This window comes from Lactobacillus sp. ESL0681, from assembly GCF_029392835.1.
Classification (GTDB): Bacteria; Bacillota; Bacilli; order Lactobacillales; family Lactobacillaceae; genus Lactobacillus.
The window spans coordinates 748,694-766,627 of sequence record NZ_CP113943.1; the positions used below are offsets into that span (position 1 = coordinate 748,694).

The window sequence follows — 17,934 nt, forward strand, 5'->3', positions numbered from 1 at the left end:
CCCAGTATTACTTCTTTAACAATAATACCAAGCCTTTTTTAATATATTGGTCAGCACTAGTTGCCTCTTCTTTAGCAAGCTTATCAGTTATCCGATCAACTTCTTTTTGAGTATATCCTAGCGCCAGCAATGCTAACAGTGCATCATTTAACTCTGGTGAAATATCCTGTTTAGTTGTCTGATCAACTCGCTGCACATAATCGCCTAATTTTCCTTTTAAATCAAGCACGATTTGCGAAGCAGTTTTTTTGCCGACACCTGGAAATTTAGTTAAATACTTTACTTCACCTTGTTCAATGGCTTCAGCTAGCGAATCGCTGTTTTCTGCGGCCATAATTGCAATCGCAGATTTCGGTCCAATCCCACTAACGCTAAGTAATTTTAAAAATAGCCCTTTATCCTCTTCAGTTTGAAAACCATAAAGGGTTATCCCCGTATCACGCACAATTTGCTCAATATAAACTTGAGCTTTTGCTCCTTCATGATAACTATAAGGCGTTGGACTAAAAACTTTGTAACCTACACCGCCACATTCAACTACGATAAAATTGGGCATAATCTTAGTCACCACACCCGTTAAATATTCATACATTTATTACTCATCCTTTTTAAACATTTTTTGTAGTTGTGTTGCTCGCAAACACACCAATACCACATTTCCCTTAGCATCGTGATAGGGATCGCTTATTTGGCGCAGTCTTGTCAATATGTCTTCGCAATCAGCACAGTTTAACTTGCTCCGGCTAGAGACCATTTTCTGAGCCTGATCAGCAGCAATCCGATTAATTAAAGTAACAGAATCAGTTTGATCCACATTTAAATAGCTATCAATAATCGATCTAACCGATGTTTCTAAATTGTCACTTTGCAGCCAAGTCGGATATGACCTTAAAATAAACGTGTCTTGACCAAACTCTTCTAAAAACAAACCGATTTTCTTAAGTTCAGGGAGTTTGGCTTGAATTTGAATAAAATCTAAGTTGCCAAAAGTTAAGGTTAACGGTGTTAATAACCCTTGCTCAGTAATTTTTTGTGCCGTAATTTGCTGTTTAAGTTCCTCAAATTTGAGCAATCTTCTTGCCGCTAGCTGATCCACTAGATAAAGGTCATTATTAGCGCTAGCAACGATATAGTTGGCTGTTTGACCAACCAAGGTTAATTCCGGCAAGCTATTAATTAATAATTCAGCCCCACTTGTCATGACTTCAGCAGTTTGATTAGTACTTGAAAAAGGTCGCAAAACCTGCTGTTTTTGGACATTTTGCGCCCAAGTTGCAGTAATCAGATAGCGTGAATCATCTCGAGGCACAGTCAAATCAACGTATTTTGCTGGCTTGCGACTAGTAATTTTGGCTGGTTGACTTTCGTGAACTTCTGAAGATTCTGGTCGCTTAGTGTCGACCACATTTTTATTTAAATTAAATTTCAATTGATCGACTAAAGTGTCCTCTTTGCCACCAGCAAGATTAGCAAGCGCATCAGATTGCGTAGTTGCTCGTAGCAAACAATCGCTAATAGCGCTAGTTACCAATCGGCTCAATTCCTGTTCCTTTGATAAGCGAACTTCTTGCTTAGTAGGATGCACATTTACATCAACGAGCAAAGGATCAACCGTAATTTTAATAATAGCAATTGGATAATGCTTAGCAGACAATTGGCTACCATACCCAGCCATCACAGCCGCAGCCAACTTAAAGTTCTTAATATACCGACCATTAAGTAAAATCGAAATAAAATTTCGCGTCGAGCGGGTCAATTCTGGTTTAGAAACTAGGCCGCTAACTGTAAAATCATCATTACTCTGCTCAAAAGGTAACATCTTTTCAGCAGTATGCCGACCATAAATACTGGAAGCGGCTTGTTGCAAATTGCTATTACCAACGGTTTTTAGTAATTGACGTCCCTCATTAGTTAGGGTAAATGCAATTTCTGGATAACCTAAAGCAATCCGATTCACAATATCTACTAATTTCATAATCTCGGTTCGCTGACTACGTAAATATTTTAATCGAGCAGGAGTATTATAAAACAGATCTTTAACTGTAATCTTGGTTCCTTGTGCCCCGCCAGCTTCTTCTTGACTAGTCTTAACTCCTGCACTAAATTTAGCCAGCGTTCCAGCCGCACTACCAGCATTAGTCAAAATTTCCACATGACTTACCGCAGCAATCGAAGCTAAAGCTTCACCCCGAAAACCCAGTGTTCCAACCTTAAATAAATCATGTTCATTATTAATTTTACTCGTAGCATGTCTTTGAAAGGCCAGATCAATTTGATCACTGCGAATTCCACTGCCATTATCCTGCACGACAATTTGCTTTAATCCACCATCAATAAAATCGATCCGAATTCTGCTACTACCAGCATCAATCGCATTTTCCACTAGTTCCTTAACCACACTAGCTGGTCGCTCAATAACTTCACCAGCTGCAATTTGATTGGCTAAATTTTCTGATAATTCATGAATTTGTGCCATGATTATTCATCCTTTAAGTCCGCTTGCCAATTCGCAACTATTTGCATAATTTCCAGTGGGGTTTTATCAGCTAGATACAACCCATTAAGTTCTTTTAAGACATCTTTTTCCTTAACTGTAACTTCATCAGTCGTCACCTCTGGAGTTTGACTAATCATATCTTCATCGGTTTCCGTTGCAAACAAATCAAGTTGATGCGTGCTTGGTCCAAGGCTACTTCCTTGAGCCTCTAGACGATTTAATAACTTAGTTGCTTGACGCAAAACCTTACTTGGTAAACCAGCCAATTGCGCAACATGAATTCCGTAGCTTTGATCTGCAGGCCCTGGCAAGATTTTATGCAAAAAGATTAATTTACCATTTTCCTGAGTTGCCCCAACATGAATATTTTTAAGACGTGGTAAAGTTTGTTCTAAATCCGTTAATTCATGAAAATGAGTCGCAAACAGTACTTTGGCTCCTACTTCATCATGTAAATATTGGACAATTGCACCGGCCAGGGCCATCCCATCATACGTTGCCGTTCCGCGACCAATCTCATCAAATAGCACCAGACTACGTTTAGTTGCCGCTTGCAAGGCGTCATTTGCTTCAGTCATTTCTACCATAAAGGTGCTTTGCCCAGAGATCAAATCATCAGCGGCACCAATTCGCGTAAAAATTTGGTCAAAAATCGGTAATTCAGCACTATCTGCCGGGACAAATGAACCAACTTGCGCCATAACAGTTATTAACGCTAACTGCCGCATATAGGTGCTTTTGCCTGACATATTCGGTCCAGTAATCAAAAAGATATCTGTTTCTTCATCAAGCTGCACATCATTAGGGATGTACGCACCAGCCTGCATTACTTGTTCTACAACTGGATGACGACCATTAACGATCTTCACGTTCTGGCTGTCAGTCTGAAAATGTGGTCGACAATAATTGTTGGTCTCTGCGACTTGGGCAAACGAACAATAGACGTCAATTGCTGCTACTTGTGAAGCTAACTCCTGTAAGGCAGAAATATACTTTTTCACTTCTTCACGCAATTTGACAAATAAATCATATTCCAAATCTGTCGATTTAGTTTGTGCCTCTAAAATTAGATTTTCATGTTCTTTTAGTTCTGGCGTTATATAACGCTCGGCATTAGTCAAGGTTTGCTTACGAGTATAACGCTCAGTTGGCACCTTATTTTTATTAGAATTAGTCACTTGTAAATAATAGCCGAAAACCTTATTATAGCCAACTTTTAGGTTCTCAATTCCAGTCTTTTGCCGCTCTTGAGCTTCCATCTCTGCTAGCCATTGCTTACCGTTATTCATTGCGTCGCGGTAACGGTCGAGTTGCTGGTCAACACCTTCACGAATTAGACCACCTTCAGTTGTAGAAATTGGTGGCTCAGCTACCAAAGTATCGCTAATCAATTTAGCTACCCCTTTTAACGGATCAATTTTTTGCGCGAAGTTTTGTAAAGCTGAACTATGAGACTTAGTCAAAGCTGCTAAAATCACTGGAACAGCAGTAAGTGAATTGGCTAATTGAAGCAGTTCACGTGCATTGACATTACCAAAAGCAATTCGACCAGTCAGCCGTTCCAAATCATAGACTCCCTTTAGCGCATCTACGACATTTTCGCGAGTAAAATAATCGTCTACCAATGCTTGTACCATTTCTTGGCGCTTATTCAATTCATTAGTTGAAAGTAGCGGTCTGGCTAACCATTGTTTTAACAGGCGACCACCCATTGCGGTATGCGTCTTATCGAGTACCCAAAATAGCGAACCCATTTTTTTGCCAGTCTTAGCTGACGCTACCAATTCCAAATTATTTTGTACGGTATGAGACATTTGTAGATATTGACTGACTTCATAACTTTGTGCAATTTGTAAGTGGGCTAAACTACGTTTTTGGGTAACTAGCAGATAACTAACTAATTGCTTAACAGCCGTCTTTTCTGCTTGATTAGTTAGCTTTTGCTGAGCAAACGCTATCTCTGCATGTGTCTTAGTTAATTCAACTGGTTTTGAAACTGTGATATTGGCTTTGCGTAACGTTTCCTGCTCCTGATCGCCCAAATATCCACCATAAACAACTTCTTTGGTACGCAATGATAACAGCTCATTTACCACAGTGGCAAATGTTTTTAAGTGAGTCGCAAAAATTTCACCAGTTGATAGATCGCTATAAGCTAATCCGAAGCCGCTTTTGGTAGTAACGACTGAAGTTAAATAATTAAAGTCTTTTGCTTCACTAGGCTTATCATTCATCTTGGTACCTGGAGTAACCAGCTGAATAATTCCACGCTTAACCATCCCTTTAGCATCTTTAGGATTTTCCAGTTGCTCACACAAAGCTACCTTATAGCCTTTATCAACTAAAGTATCAACGTATGAATCAACTGCTACATGGGGCACACCTGCCATAGGAATTGGATTGGCAGTTTTATTTGAACGATGTGTCAGAGTCAGCTCAAGAAGCTGCGCACCTTTAACTGCATCATCTTCAAACAACTCATAAAAGTCTCCGACCCGATAAAACAGAAAAGCATCGGGATATTGCTTTTTAATTTCATAATATTGTTCCATCATAGGCGTCGTACTTGAATTAACCATTTGTTCCTCTTCTTTATTTTATTTATCATTACTATTATACGCTAAAGGCAATAGTAAAAGAAAAATCCCACTAACAAATCCTTAAATATTTGTTAGTGGGAAATTTTTTAGTTAAGCTATATGTCCTTCAATGCTAGCAATATCTTCCTTGCCATCCATCTTAACAATTGCTTCAATGGCTGCAGTAATGCCTTTAACATCATCTGCTAAACTCAAGCTAGGAGTATCTGGGCGATCAACAACTTGCTCAGGCAAAAATGGAATATGAATAAATCCGGCCTTTAACCCGTGAAATTCCTTATCAATCATATACTGAACTTGATACATAATATGGTTGCAAACATAAGTGCCAGCAGTAGTTGAAACCACACTTGGCACACCAGCATCCCGAATTGCTCGCGCAATTGCTTTAACCGGTAATTGCGTGAAGTATGCATTTTGTCCATCTTCATGAATTGGTGTGGCTAGTGGCTGATAGCCCTTATTATCTTTAATCCGACCATCGTCAAAATTAATTGCTACCCGTTCTGGAGTCAAAGCATAACGACCACCAGCTTGACCGATATTTAAGACATAATCAGGTTGATGCTTGATAATTGCTTCATGCACTACTTCAGCACATTCACCAAAAACAGTAGGAATTTCTAGCTTAACAATTTTTGCACCAGCAATTTCATCATCTAAGCGCTTAACTGCTTCAATTGCTGGGTTAATCTTATCTTCACCAAAAGGATCAAATCCCGTTACTAAAATCTTCATTTTATTTACTCACCACACGTGTTAAGATAGTATTAAAATATTATCTCTATATGATATTAAAAAAAGAGTTAGCTGTCAAAGTAAGATTTTAAGAACTAAGATAATAATCCTAATAATTTTGCTGCCTGCTCATATACTGCTTCATCAGAACGTTTACCCACACAAACAATATCGATAATCTGAATTGCTTGATTATTTTGTTTAAAAACTATTCTTAAACCTAATCGTCGCATCTTAATTTCACGACACATTGACAAATCATATTTTTTCTTTACAAGTGGCTTACCAGCCTGCATACCACGTTCAGTAATTCTCGCAATCCCTTTTTTAATTTGGAGTTTTTGAGAACCATCTAATTTTTGATACTCCGTTACCGCTTCTTTAAACCATGATAACTGATACATTAATCCCACTCATCCGGAATTTGTTCCAAATTTTTTCGCCAATTTTTACCAAGAACTTCTTCATTAGAAAGATTTGAGTCTTTATCTGAGTTTATCCGTTGTTCAATTTTCTCTTGATAAGCATCCTCAGCCACATTATCAATTATAGCCTGAGCTTTTTCAATAAAATCAACGATTGAATTATACTGGTCTATGTCTAACACAACCCCAACTTCCTTATTATTATTAAGAACATAGACTGGCTCTTGCGTTTTTTTTGACAATGAAAAAGCCGTCATTGGTGCTTTTTTTATTTCAGAGATTGAAGTTAACGGTACATTTATTCTACTTGCTAAAACCATTTTATACCTCCATACAGTCTTTTTATAGCACTAATTATAGCACCTTGTTTAGTGCCATAGCAAAGAAATTACCAAAAACAAAAAATTGCTCATCACAAGCAATTTTTTAAAATTATTTAATTATCTATTTACAAACCATAATAAATTAATTAAATTATCCAATAACACAGAGCTAGCCTAACTCCAAAAAAGCCTATCATGACCAATAAATTTTGCACTCCGACTGGCCAATGATAAACCGGACAAAAAGTACACGCTAGCCATAGCAGACTCAAACCTAGCAACGTTAATAATGAATAACCCCAGTTACCGTAGTCAAAGGCAAATACATGTACCAACAAGAAGATGACTAAGTATTGCCAAACCTGTGGGGCAATATTTTTTATTAGTTGTTTAAAAGTCGGTTTGCGAACCTGCATTAGCGGACTAATATTATGTAGCCCACTTCGTGGCAACCAAACTGCTAGAGAATCAAAGAAAAACAAGTTAGTCGCTAATAAGGCAAATACCATCGGCTTAGTAATCCAGGCAAAATTAATCTGCCATAACTTGGCAGCAGATAGATAGCTAGACCAATTCACACGCGCTAAACAGACTAACAAAGCACTGACAGCAGCATAAGCCAGAAAGATTCGCTTCTTATTCATCTTCATCACTAAGTACACCGCCCTGCAAATTTAAACGGCGATCATATTTAATTTCGGCAATTCGGTCATGACTAGCAACAATTACCGTTTTATTCTCTTGCTTAAGTTTGATTAGCAAATTAGCAAATTGTCTAATACTTGCTTGATCAATCCCGCGAGTCGGCTCATCAAGCAAAATAATATTTTGATCTTCCATAACTGCTTGAATAATACCCACTTTTTGCCGCATACCAACCGAATACTTAGCAATAGCTTGATTATCCGCTGGATCTAGTTCGAAATATTGCAGTAATTCGCTAACTTTTGCTTCATTAAAATTATGGTTAAGATTAGCCAAGAACTGAAGATTGGTCATTGCGGATTCATATTCCAGAAAACCGGGATTCTCAATTAAGGCGCCAATAACATCGTTTTGTCCCAACTTGACTGTGCCACTATCGGGCTTTAGCAGACCAGTTACAATTTTAAAGATCGTTGACTTGCCTGAGCCATTAATTCCTGAAATATGAATCAACTCACCAGCTTGAGCGGATAGTGTCACATCCTGTAAAACTTGCTTACGACCAAACGACTTTTTTAACTGTTTAATTTCTAACATAATAATTCTCCATTAATATCCACCATAAATCCGATGAACTGCTCGGTATAGTGGATCATATAGCGGACTATACAGTATCAAAGCCTGCTTTTCAAAATAGAAATGATACACCAAATCGATAATAATAACGATGAATACCAATAATTGCGGATAGCGCATTTGATAGGCACCAACTAGTAGCCAAGCCATTAAGATCAGCACCGCAACATGTAACAGCAGTAATGCCGTACCAAGTAGAGGACTGCCATTACGGAAGAATGGAAAATCAGTCATCAGATAAGGAATTATCAGTCCAGCACAGAAGAGTAGACAATCTAGAGTTGCCAAGATTAATAAACGGGCAATCATCTTATTAGTCCATTGCCGCACGCCAACCAGTAAGTTGATTTTACGAAAAGTTAAAATCTGGTTGTAAATTAAAATTAAAACTGCTGGCTGCAAATACAATGATACTAAATTGGCATTAAGATAGGCATTGGGTAATTCCATCGTGGCAGGCTCACTTTGTGTAGTTAAATACCAACCACCCCATAAGCCAAGTAACGTAATGATTAAACTGGTTAAAAATAGCTTTCGCCAAACATGTTTAGCTTGCATGATTAGGCCTCTTTTCGCTGCTTACTATACCAAATCCCAATCAAAAGCGCTGCTATTGCTAAATAAATAATAGCAGCAATTACAAATGATAGTCCCGGCTTAATCGGTGGAGCTTCACTGATAAAAGTATACTGTCCGGGAGCAATTAGAGTATAGACAAACCAAGAATACGAAAATACTCGCCAAACTAAACTATGTATATTACCCAAAATTGGCAATAAAATCAATATCAGACCTAATACAGGCCCCATTGCAAAATACAAAGCCGTTTTCCGAACAAATAATCCCACACTAAAAATAAAAATAGCAAAAATACCCCAGCCAATCGCGGCAAATATGATAAATAAAATGATCTCCGTTAAATCGTTGTTAGTCAGGTTACTAGGTCTAAAACTATTTAGATCTGGATCGGCAAAATTATAAACAAACGGATAATAAAACCAGTTAATTAAGCCCATTTCATAAAGATTGGTTAGTAAAGAGATTCCAGCACCAGCTAAAAAAGTAGTGGTTATTCCTCGTTTAAGAAAGCCCCTATAGCCAATACGCTGCTGAAGATTTACTAAACTATTATTCTTTAGATAAATAAACAAAACAGAACCGAGCAATGGAAAAAGAAACATTTCCAAAATATCAACCATAATATTGTCATTTAGCCCTGATTGAAGCTCAAAAAAAGTATGTACGGAAATATTGCCTTGCTTTAAGAGGCCAGCCCTGTCTTTAAAAGTAGTAAATGCATATATTGTTATCAATATCAAATAAAGTATTACAGCAATGACGATTATCTTTTTAGTCCTTTTTGGCATAAAACTACTCCCTAACTTATGCTCACTGTCCTAATCAAACTAAAAGGGGATAAAATCCCCTTTTAGTTTCATATTTATTGTAATTACAATAAATAGACTTTACTTACGATCAGCACTAAAGTGCAGTTTTACTCTACTTGAATTTGGTTCAACTGCTTTAGACCGAACATCTGCATAGTATTTATAATTGACTTTGCCAGAATTGTCACTCCCATATGTAGTCTGATCCTTGTACAAGCCAGTTTTTCCTGATCTTGCTGACGCATTGCTATTAATCAACTTTACATTATAGCCTAGTGCATTAGGAAGTGCATCACCATTAAATGATGCTACGTTAGAATTGTTCTTCTTAGTGTTAGGAGAACCATAAGAACTCCATCCTCCACCAGCACTAACCGTTTCAGTAGTAACCGTCCATGTACCTTTGGCAGCTCCTACAACTGCAGTTCCACTTAATGCTACCACAGTTCCAGCTGCTAATATTGCTTTACCCCAGAAATTATGTTTAAAAAATGTCATTTTAACACACCTCCATAGATGTTAATAATTTTTTTGCAAAGATACAGGTAATTTCAAGCTTGAAATCAGCTATTCCCTTGCTTTATAACGATTCCAAGGACTTAATATCCAAAACGCGTTTCTAATGTCCTTAAGAGTATATTACCACCCTTTTGTAAAAAAAATAAAGCGATTTCATATATTTATTATGTATTTAATATGATTTATTACTTTTGCTTTTAATAATTAAATATCTTATGATATTATATGAGAATCAATCATACTTATCTGTGCAACTAAATTAGTATTGTATACCAAACAAAGCAATGATACTATTAATCAAAACTTTTTAAACAGTTACAGTTATAAATAACAATGATAGCACACAAAAAGAACCACTCAATCGAGTGGTTCTTTTAAAATATTAACTATTTAATTACATCATTCCTGGGGCACCAGCAGCTGCAGCATTTGGATCAGCAGCAGGCTTGTCTTCAGGAATATCAGCTACAACAGCTTCAGTAGTCAGCAATAATGCAGCAATTGAAGCAGCATTTTGTAAAGCAGTCCGAGTAACCTTAGTTGGGTCGATAATTCCGGCTTCAACCATGTTTTCCCATGCGCCATCAGCTGCGTTATAGCCAATTTCATTATCCTGTTCTTCAAGCTTGTTCAAGATAACTGAACCATCTTCACCAGCATTTTCAGCAATTTGACGAACTGGAGCAGTTAAAGCAGTCAAAACGATGTTGATACCAGTTTGTTCATCTGGAGTATCACCCTTAAGATCTTTAACGGCACCCTTAACATCAACTAAAGCAGTACCACCACCGGCAACGTAACCTTCGTCAACCGCAGCACGAGTTGAGTTCAAGGCATCTTCAATCCGGTAACGACGTTCCTTTAATTCAGTTTCAGTAGCAGCACCTACGTGGATAACCGCTACACCACCAGTTAATTTAGCAAGACGTTCTTGCAACTTCTTCTTGTCAAAGTCTGAAGTTGATTCTTCGATTTGCTTTCTAATTGAATCTTCACGATCCTTGATTGCATCAGCAGCTCCGCTACCATCAACGATCGTAGTTGAGTCCTTAGTTACAGTAATCCGGCGAGCTTGACCTAATTGCTCAATCTTAGTGTCCTTAAGGTCAAGACCAAGATCATCGGTAATCACTGTACCACCAGTTAAAGCAGCAATATCTTGTAATTGTTCTTTACGTTGGTCACCAAAGCCAGGAGCCTTAACAGCTACCACGTTGAAAGTTCCACGAACCTTGTTCAAGACTAAGGTTGGCAATGCTTCACCAGAAACATCATCAGCAATAATCAATAATGACTTACCTTGTTGTACAATTTCTTGTAACAATGGCAAAATATCTTGAATATTAGAAATATTCTTATCAGTGATTAAGACGTAAGGATTATCCAAATCTGCTTCCATCTTATCGTTGTCAGTTACCATGTATTGTGATAAGTAACCGTGATCAAATTGCATACCTTCAACTACTGACAATTCAGTTTCAATTCCACGTGAATCTTCGATAGTAATAACACCGTCATTGCCAACTTTTTCCATTGCTTCAGCGATTAAATCACCAACTTCTGTAGAAGCTGAAGATACAGAAGCAACTTGCGCGATTTGATCTTTAGAAGAAACATCGTGACTTAACTTGTGCAATTCATCAACTACAGCACTAGTAGCTTTTTCAATACCGCGACGAACACCAACCGGGTTGGCACCAGCAGTTACGTTCTTCATACCTTCACGTACAATTGCTTGAGTTAAGACAACAGCAGTAGTAGTACCATCACCAGCAATGTCATTAGTCTTTTGTGCAGCTTCAGCAACTAACTTAGCACCCATGTTTTCATAGTGATCTTTTAATTCGATTGACTTAGCAATTGTCACACCATCATTAGTAATATCAGGGTTGCCGTATGATTGCTCTAAAACAACATTTCTCCCCTTAGGACCAATCGTAGTCTTAACAGTGTCAGCTAACTTATCAACACCCTTTAATAAGGAACGTCTTGCTTTTTCTGAGAATTTAATATCTTTTGCCATTCTTAATTCACTCCTTAACTATTCAACAATTGCCAAAATATCTTTTTCATGAAGAACTAAATATTTTTCGCCTTCATATTTGACATCAGTACCTGAATACTTGTCGTAAAGAACAACGTCACCCTTTTTAACGGTCATTAGAATCTTATCGCCATTATCTGCAAAGTTACCTTGGCCGATAGCAACAACTTCACCTTCAGTTGGTTTTTCCTTAGCGTTGGAAGCTAGGACGATACCGCCAACAGTCTTTTCTTCTTCTTCTTTAACTTTTACGATCACGCGATCACCGATTGGTTGTAACACGTTTGTCCCTCCTATAATCAAAATTTTAACTTTTTAATAATTATTAGCACTCTTATTACCCAAGTGCCAACCTACAAATATGATAATAACCCCTTTTGAAATAGAATGCAAGTAAAAATTAGCACTTTTTTGGTTAAAGTGCTAATTTCTGCTTTTATCATGAAATCTTGCCATGGCAAATACTCAAATTACTTATCTTCATCAGCCTTATCAGCATCCAAGAAATAAATCAGCGTCTGCAATTCTGTTGCCAAATCAACATTTTGAATGCGCACACCACTTGGTGCCGAAAGTCTGATCGGAGTAAAATTCATAATTCCTTTGATTCCAGACTCGATCATTTCATCAGCCGTCTTTTGCGCGGTATTAGCTGGCACAGTTAAGATAGCGATCGAAATTTGTTGATCACTGAGTTGTTTAGTTAGCTCACTCATCCCATAAACCGGTACACCACTCAGTATCTTACCGGTGATTTTTTCATTGATATCAAAGGCACAAGAAATCCGAATATTGTTGCTACGCTTAAAGTTGTAGTTGAGCAGCGCATGACCCAAATTACCAACACCAACCAATGCCACATTAGTTAAGGTGTCTTGGTTCAAAATTTTCTTAAAAAAGGTCAGCAAACTTTTGACGTCATAACCATAACCTCGCTTACCCAATGCGCCGAAATAAGAAAAGTCGCGCCGAATTGAAGCACTATCAACTTGAACAGCTTCAGATAATTCAGTTGAAGATACTTTCTCCTTACCGCTATCATTCAGGATAATTAAGTACCGATAATAAAGCGGCAGCCGCTTGGCCGTTGCCGTTGGAATTTTAATTGTTTCCATTATTTAAAAAGCCTCCCAGATTTTATTTGTGAACCAAATATTAATTATCCTTATTGTACCCGTGAAGCTTAGCTATTTGCAAATATTTTTTTCACAATCTACGGATAACTTTGCAAATTTTCTGGCGATTTTTGACACCGCTTAACCTGCTAAGCTTACTCTTTGCCTACTTCAGCTAACCACTTACCTCAATCTTACAGACAAACTGGCCAGCAATCAGTACAATTGGCATATAAGTTAAGGAGGTGAGACCGTGAAGTTAATTTTTGAAACTAATCCAGAAATTGATCCACAAGAGCCAACAATTATCATTCAAGCGGCAAAACAAACTGAGAAAGCAGCAGCTATTATGGCGGCTCTTGAACATTTTCAAGCAGAAAAAAGTGACATTATTCCTGTCAAAACTTCGCAACAGCTTAACATGGTCAAAACTAAATCGATCATTTTAGTGGATCTTGTCGATAATCTATTAGTAATTTATACAGTTGATGGCATTCTTAAAACTAAAGAAACTCTAGTCAGTTTTCATCAAAAGCTAACGCCTAAACACTTCTTGCAAGTTTCAAGACAAGCCATCATTAATGTTGACTACTTATTAGCTTTAGAAGACAGTTTTTCTGGTAACCTGACAGCAAAACTGGCTCATCAGCTTACGACTAGCGTTAGTCGCAAGTACGTAAAGGATTTAATGCATTTTTTAGGCATTTAGGAGATTAAAAATGAAACAAAAAATTATCAATATTCTTGTCAACGGTACTACTGGGATTGGCTTTGGCTCTTTTTCATACTTGTTGATTCTACTATTTAAGATACAGTCTGCATTTCCAACAGCAAAAAATATTATCAGTATTTGGATTATGAGTTTTCTAATTGGACTTTTAACCCACCTCTTTAGTCAAGGGATTACCATTAAGACATTGCTGATCCACTTTAGTGCTACCTTTGCGCTAGTAGTTGCCATGATCGCCTATAATGGCTGGATCACCAGTCCTACTAATATTTTAACCTTTAGTGGAGCCTTTTTTGCTATTTATCTGTTAATCTGGGCAATTGTGATTTTCTTTGAGCGATTATCAATTAACAAAATCAACCGTAAGCTAGCCGAAAAGCAGCGAACTACTAATAATTAACCATGACTTTTTACCTTTAAGACTATCCAATAAAATCCGGCTTTATGCTAAAATAGTTTTTAGGTGAAATAAATGATAATTGCACAAGGACATGATATCGAAAAACAATTCGGTGCTAATATACTATTCAAAAATGTAAATTTTTCTATTGCTGATAATGCCAGAATTGGCTTAGTCGGCTCAAACGGAGTTGGCAAAACCACTCTGCTGAAAATTATGACTGGACAAGAAAGTTCAACTCATGGCGAATTCACTATCAATAAAAACGTCGACGTTGGCTATATTGCACAGGAAAACGGTCTAAACGAAGAAAAAACAATTTGGAACGAAATGCTAGGCGTTTTTGAGAGCTTAATTAAGCTCAACTCTAAAATCCAAGCTATGCAAGAACAAATTGCTCAACATCCAGAAAATAAAGACTTATTAATGCAATACGATCAATTACAATTTGACTTCGAACAGCGTGGTGGCTACACCTACCAAGCTGACATCAAGAGCATTCTCAATGGTTTTAATTTTCCACAACCGACTTGGTCTAAGCAAATTGCGAGCCTTTCTGGTGGTGAAAAAACTCGTTTGGCTTTCGTTAAGCTGTTGTTGCGCAAACCACCGCTATTACTGCTAGACGAACCGACTAACTATTTAGATATTGATACCTTGGATTGGCTTGAAAACTATCTTAAAGGATATTCTGGAGCAATTCTGACGGTTTCGCATGACCAATACTTTTTGGATCATTTAGCTAATCAAATTTTCGAATTACGCTTTGGTAAATTAACTACTTTTAAAGGTAACTACTCTGATTATTTAGCACAGCGTCAATTACGTGATCAGCAGCAAGAGCAGGCCTATGAAAAACAGCAAGAGCAAATTAAAAAGGATGAAGAATTCATCCAAAAAAATATTGTTCGGGCAACTACTACCAAACGAGCCCAAAGCCGGCGTAAACAGTTAGCCAAAATTGATCGCATCAATCCTCCTAAGCATCAAAGTAAGGTGCGGATTAACTTTCAGAGTGAACGACCATCTGGTAAAGAAGTACTAATCTTAAATAACTTAACCATTGGCTACCCAACTAAAACCATGGTTAAAAACATTTCATTGCAAGTAAACAAGGGAGATCGCGTAGCTGTCATCGGGCAAAACGGGATTGGTAAATCCACTCTCTTAAAAACCGTAATGCACGACTTAAAGCCCAAGGATGGATCCATTAAATACGGTGCCTCACTTGACATTGGTTATTACGATCAGGAATTGCAGCAGCTCGATTCCAGCAAGACCGTTCTCGATACCATTTGGGATCGCCATAAAACAATGCCTGAACGCGATGTACGTTCTGTTTTAGCCAGTTTCTTATTTACTGCACAAGATATTGACAAAACCGTTGGTCAACTTTCTGGCGGTCAAAAAGCACGATTAACGCTGACAGTCTTATCGCTTGAACACAACAATTTTCTGTTAATGGACGAGCCTACCAACCACTTGGACATTGAAGCTAAAGAAGTCCTTGAACAAGCCTTGCAAAAGTTTGATGGCACTCTGCTGTTTGTCTCACACGACCGTTATTTTATTAATCAATTAGCTAATAAAATTGTTGCAGTTAAAGACGGAGGTGCCAAAATTTATGAAGGCGATTACTCCTATTATTTAAATGAAAAAGCTAAAGAACAACTGGCCAGTCAGCAAATTCAGAATGAACAAGAGCAACCTGTTGACACCAGTAAACTTAACTATCAACAACAAAAGCAACGTGATTCACAAAAACGTAAGTTAGAACGCCAAGTTGAGCAGGCTGAAGCAAAAATCGAAGAGTTAGAACAACAACAAACTGCTGTTCAAACAGAAATGGCTGATCCAGAGATTGCTACTGACTTCAGCAAATTAGGACCACTACAAGAAAAATTATCGGCCGTACAAACAGAACTCGATCAAGCAAATCAACTTTGGGAAACCGCATTAACTGAACTAGATGAATTTTAAAAAATGACTAAGAATTAGATCTGATAGATCAAAATTCTTAGTCATTTTTGTTCAATAGCTATTCCAACATACTGTCAGCATACGGCAATTCTAATGATGGATCAGCATTCAGCGTTAAATCCGCAAACTTACCTTCATTGTATAAATTATAAGCAGCTGCGCCAATCATTGCCGCATTATCACCACACAATTTAAGTGCTGGTAGAATTACTTTCGGTTGCATAGAATCAGGTAACTTAGTAATTTCCGTCTGCATCTGCTTACGCAAGCCAAGATTAGCTGCTACTCCGCCACCCAAAATAAAAGTTTTAGGTTGATATTGTTTGATTGCCCTAATTGTTTTGGTGACTAAAACGTCAACGACAGCAGCCTGAAAACTAGCTGCTAAATCATATTTATTAAGTTCTTGATGAATTTGGTCAGCATGATGACAGGTATTAATAAAGGCACTCTTTAATCCAGAAAAAGAAAAGTCATAACTAGAATCATCAATCATCGCCCGTGGAAAGTTGAACGTATCTTGACCCTGATGTGCCCACTCGTCAATCGTTTTTCCCGCTGGATACTGCACTCCTAAAACGCGACCAATTTTGTCATAAGCTTCTCCTGCCGCATCATCTCTAGTATCACCAACAATTTCAAAATGAGTAGGATCTTTTAACAAGACAATTTCGGTATGCCCACCAGAAACTTGCAAAGCCAAAGCAGGATACTCAATTTCCGTTTCTAGTTGAGCTGCCATAATGTGACCCATAATATGATCAACTCCGATTAGTGGAATACCAGTAGCCATCGACGCAGCTTTAGCCGCACTAACCCCAATTAATAAAGCTCCTACCAGTCCTGGACCATAGGTAACCGCAATTGCATCAATATCCTGCCAAGTTGCATTAGCCTTAGCCAATGCCTCTTTGGTAATTTGACTAATCACTTCAATATGGTGCCTGCTGGCAACTTCGGGGACCACTCCGCCAAACCGTTGGTGACTTTTAATCTGTGTAGCTACAATTAGGCTTTCTACTTCACGCCCATTTTTAACGACTGAAGTGGAAGTTTCATCACATGAACTTTCATAAGCCAAAATTCGAACATCTTTTTTGCTCTTCAAAATAAAATCTCCTCTGTCACAACGAATTAATGACTATACTTCTTCCACATAATCACTATCAGGTGCAAAAGGCTGACCGGTCTTTTGATGCCAATCAACTTCAGCTTGTGTACGCCGTAAATAATTTGGTAACAATAGATCTGGATCAACTGGCTGCACGGATTCAGCTAATTTTCCGATTAGACCGGCATGAATCAGGTTTTGCCGCTCAGTACCATAACTAATTGGCAGAGGCAATTGTGTTAACGCTGATGCTTGTTTATCAAAGCCGGTACCTAAGAATTCGATTTTACCAAAAGAATTAGTATTAGCAATTTGTTTAACCGCCTCAAACAAAGTGGTGATATGATAATGGCCATCGGCAAGCACATTAGTTAGTTGACCACCACGTTTGATATATGCTCCAGCAAAGTAATTGTCATTACGTGCATCAATTCCAGCAACAATTAACGTGTTTTCTGCAGTTGAACTAGCTGCTAAGGCTTCAAGCGTTGAAATACCAACTAATTCCTTATTTAAAATACTGGCAAACATCTTCATGGTAGTTACCCCAATCCGCAAACCAGTATATGAACCAGGACCATTAGCAACTGCAAAACGATCAATATCTGCTAACGCTAAATTATTACTAGTTAAAATCTCATCAATCAATGGATCAAGGTGTTCACTATGATTCCGTTCATCAGGTTCACCTTTTTCCACCAGTACTTTTTGTCCATCATTGAGCGCTACACTCAGATAATTAGTTGCAGTTGACACACTTAAAATTTTCATTTCAGATTACTA

The 17,934-nt window shown here is 37.8% G+C and carries 19 protein-coding genes; 3 read left to right on the top strand and 16 right to left on the bottom strand.

The features are described 5' to 3' along the window. Positions 1 to 7: 7 nt before the first annotated feature. From ruvA to OZX59_RS03570, 14 genes are all read right to left on the bottom strand, one after another. On the bottom strand, positions 8 to 592 hold the full coding sequence (gene ruvA, locus OZX59_RS03505; protein WP_277126759.1) for a Holliday junction branch migration protein RuvA: 585 nt from the start codon (positions 590 to 592) through the stop codon (positions 8 to 10). Between the two features lie 3 nt (positions 593 to 595). Beyond that, a complete protein-coding gene (gene mutL, locus OZX59_RS03510) occupies positions 596 to 2,476 on the bottom strand; it encodes a DNA mismatch repair endonuclease MutL (RefSeq protein WP_277126760.1) in 1,881 nt (626 codons plus the stop codon). Between the two features lie 2 nt (positions 2,477 to 2,478). Continuing rightward, positions 2,479 to 5,052: a DNA mismatch repair protein MutS gene (mutS, locus tag OZX59_RS03515; RefSeq protein ID WP_277126982.1), complete on the bottom strand. Its 2,574-nt coding sequence runs from the start codon at positions 5,050 to 5,052 to the stop codon at positions 2,479 to 2,481. Positions 5,053 to 5,187: 135 nt separating this feature from the next. Next, positions 5,188 to 5,835 (bottom strand): pyroglutamyl-peptidase I, encoded by a 648-nt coding sequence (pcp, locus tag OZX59_RS03520; protein WP_277126761.1) that lies wholly within the window; start codon positions 5,833 to 5,835, stop codon positions 5,188 to 5,190. A 95-nt stretch (positions 5,836 to 5,930) separates the two neighbouring features. After that, positions 5,931 to 6,239, bottom strand: a complete 309-nt coding sequence (locus OZX59_RS03525; protein ID WP_277126762.1) for an addiction module toxin RelE — start codon at positions 6,237 to 6,239, stop codon at positions 5,931 to 5,933. Further along, on the bottom strand, positions 6,239 to 6,580 hold the full coding sequence (locus tag OZX59_RS03530; protein ID WP_277126763.1) for a type II toxin-antitoxin system Phd/YefM family antitoxin: 342 nt from the start codon (positions 6,578 to 6,580) through the stop codon (positions 6,239 to 6,241). Before OZX59_RS03530 ends, OZX59_RS03525 begins: the two co-directional genes overlap by 1 nt. Positions 6,581 to 6,729: 149 nt before the next feature. Further along, complete coding sequence (locus OZX59_RS03535) at positions 6,730 to 7,236, bottom strand: hypothetical protein (protein WP_277126764.1); 507 nt, start codon at positions 7,234 to 7,236, stop codon at positions 6,730 to 6,732. Further along, on the bottom strand, positions 7,220 to 7,825 hold the full coding sequence (locus OZX59_RS03540) for an ABC transporter ATP-binding protein (RefSeq protein WP_277126765.1): 606 nt from the start codon (positions 7,823 to 7,825) through the stop codon (positions 7,220 to 7,222). The genes OZX59_RS03535 and OZX59_RS03540 overlap by 17 nt, the downstream gene beginning before the upstream one ends. A 12-nt stretch (positions 7,826 to 7,837) precedes the next feature. After that, on the bottom strand, positions 7,838 to 8,422 hold the full coding sequence (locus OZX59_RS03545; RefSeq protein WP_277126766.1) for a hypothetical protein: 585 nt from the start codon (positions 8,420 to 8,422) through the stop codon (positions 7,838 to 7,840). A 2-nt stretch (positions 8,423 to 8,424) separates the two neighbouring features. Continuing rightward, positions 8,425 to 9,231, bottom strand: a complete 807-nt coding sequence (locus OZX59_RS03550; RefSeq protein ID WP_277126767.1) for a hypothetical protein — start codon at positions 9,229 to 9,231, stop codon at positions 8,425 to 8,427. 99 nt (positions 9,232 to 9,330) lie between these two features. Next, positions 9,331 to 9,750, bottom strand: coding sequence for a choline-binding protein (locus OZX59_RS03555; protein ID WP_277126768.1), 420 nt, complete (start codon positions 9,748 to 9,750; stop codon positions 9,331 to 9,333). A gap of 415 nt (positions 9,751 to 10,165) precedes the next feature. Beyond that, the gene (groL, locus tag OZX59_RS03560; RefSeq protein WP_277126769.1) at positions 10,166 to 11,794 is read right to left on the bottom strand and encodes a chaperonin GroEL; all 1,629 of its coding nucleotides are present in this window, start codon (positions 11,792 to 11,794) and stop codon (positions 10,166 to 10,168) included. A gap of 18 nt (positions 11,795 to 11,812) precedes the next feature. Further along, complete coding sequence (groES, locus tag OZX59_RS03565) at positions 11,813 to 12,097, bottom strand: co-chaperone GroES (protein ID WP_277126770.1); 285 nt, start codon at positions 12,095 to 12,097, stop codon at positions 11,813 to 11,815. A gap of 188 nt (positions 12,098 to 12,285) precedes the next feature. Further along, positions 12,286 to 12,930, bottom strand: a complete 645-nt coding sequence (locus tag OZX59_RS03570; RefSeq protein ID WP_277126771.1) for a redox-sensing transcriptional repressor Rex — start codon at positions 12,928 to 12,930, stop codon at positions 12,286 to 12,288. A gap of 253 nt (positions 12,931 to 13,183) precedes the next feature. Here OZX59_RS03570 and OZX59_RS03575 point away from each other — a divergent pair, with 253 nt between their 5' ends. The 3 genes from OZX59_RS03575 to OZX59_RS03585 all read left to right on the top strand — a co-directional run bounded on the left by OZX59_RS03575 (position 13,184) and on the right by OZX59_RS03585 (position 16,040). Continuing rightward, entirely contained in the window at positions 13,184 to 13,639 is a 456-nt protein-coding gene (locus OZX59_RS03575; protein WP_277126772.1) for a LytTR family DNA-binding domain-containing protein, read from the top strand. Positions 13,640 to 13,649: 10 nt separating this feature from the next. Continuing rightward, positions 13,650 to 14,060, top strand: a complete 411-nt coding sequence (locus OZX59_RS03580; RefSeq protein WP_277126773.1) for a DUF3021 domain-containing protein — start codon at positions 13,650 to 13,652, stop codon at positions 14,058 to 14,060. Positions 14,061 to 14,132: 72 nt separating this feature from the next. Beyond that, positions 14,133 to 16,040: an ABC-F family ATP-binding cassette domain-containing protein gene (locus OZX59_RS03585; RefSeq protein ID WP_277126774.1), complete on the top strand. Its 1,908-nt coding sequence runs from the start codon at positions 14,133 to 14,135 to the stop codon at positions 16,038 to 16,040. A 58-nt stretch (positions 16,041 to 16,098) separates the two neighbouring features. Here the strand turns inward: OZX59_RS03585 and tsaD are convergent, their stop codons facing one another. Together tsaD and tsaB are read right to left on the bottom strand one after the other, a co-directional pair. Continuing rightward, positions 16,099 to 17,148, bottom strand: coding sequence for a tRNA (adenosine(37)-N6)-threonylcarbamoyltransferase complex transferase subunit TsaD (tsaD, locus tag OZX59_RS03590; RefSeq protein ID WP_277126775.1), 1,050 nt, complete (start codon positions 17,146 to 17,148; stop codon positions 16,099 to 16,101). Positions 17,149 to 17,181: 33 nt separating this feature from the next. Next, positions 17,182 to 17,922 carry a tRNA (adenosine(37)-N6)-threonylcarbamoyltransferase complex dimerization subunit type 1 TsaB gene (tsaB, locus tag OZX59_RS03595; protein WP_277126776.1) on the bottom strand — a complete coding sequence of 247 codons (741 nt, stop codon included), beginning with the start codon at positions 17,920 to 17,922 and terminating at the stop codon, positions 17,182 to 17,184. Positions 17,923 to 17,934: the final 12 nt, after the last annotated feature.

What these genes read in the sequence shown, in the direction of transcription:
- ruvA (WP_277126759.1), bottom strand. Translation starts at nt 592, where the DNA reads ATGTATGAATATTTAACGGGTGTGGTGACTAAGATTATGCCCAATTTT.
- mutL (WP_277126760.1), bottom strand. Translation starts at nt 2,476, where the DNA reads ATGGCACAAATTCATGAATTATCAGAAAATTTAGCCAATCAAATTGCA.
- mutS (WP_277126982.1), bottom strand. Translation starts at nt 5,052, where the DNA reads ATGATGGAACAATATTATGAAATTAAAAAGCAATATCCCGATGCTTTT.
- pcp (WP_277126761.1), bottom strand. Translation starts at nt 5,835, where the DNA reads ATGAAGATTTTAGTAACGGGATTTGATCCTTTTGGTGAAGATAAGATT.
- OZX59_RS03525 (WP_277126762.1), bottom strand. Translation starts at nt 6,239, where the DNA reads ATGTATCAGTTATCATGGTTTAAAGAAGCGGTAACGGAGTATCAAAAA.
- OZX59_RS03530 (WP_277126763.1), bottom strand. Translation starts at nt 6,580, where the DNA reads ATGGTTTTAGCAAGTAGAATAAATGTACCGTTAACTTCAATCTCTGAA.
- OZX59_RS03540 (WP_277126765.1), bottom strand. Translation starts at nt 7,825, where the DNA reads ATGTTAGAAATTAAACAGTTAAAAAAGTCGTTTGGTCGTAAGCAAGTT.
- OZX59_RS03545 (WP_277126766.1), bottom strand. Translation starts at nt 8,422, where the DNA reads ATGCAAGCTAAACATGTTTGGCGAAAGCTATTTTTAACCAGTTTAATC.
- OZX59_RS03550 (WP_277126767.1), bottom strand. Translation starts at nt 9,231, where the DNA reads ATGCCAAAAAGGACTAAAAAGATAATCGTCATTGCTGTAATACTTTAT.
- OZX59_RS03555 (WP_277126768.1), bottom strand. Translation starts at nt 9,750, where the DNA reads ATGACATTTTTTAAACATAATTTCTGGGGTAAAGCAATATTAGCAGCT.
- groL (WP_277126769.1), bottom strand. Translation starts at nt 11,794, where the DNA reads ATGGCAAAAGATATTAAATTCTCAGAAAAAGCAAGACGTTCCTTATTA.
- OZX59_RS03570 (WP_277126771.1), bottom strand. Translation starts at nt 12,930, where the DNA reads ATGGAAACAATTAAAATTCCAACGGCAACGGCCAAGCGGCTGCCGCTT.
- OZX59_RS03580 (WP_277126773.1), top strand. Translation starts at nt 13,650, where the DNA reads ATGAAACAAAAAATTATCAATATTCTTGTCAACGGTACTACTGGGATT.
- OZX59_RS03585 (WP_277126774.1), top strand. Translation starts at nt 14,133, where the DNA reads ATGATAATTGCACAAGGACATGATATCGAAAAACAATTCGGTGCTAAT.
- tsaB (WP_277126776.1), bottom strand. Translation starts at nt 17,922, where the DNA reads ATGAAAATTTTAAGTGTGTCAACTGCAACTAATTATCTGAGTGTAGCG.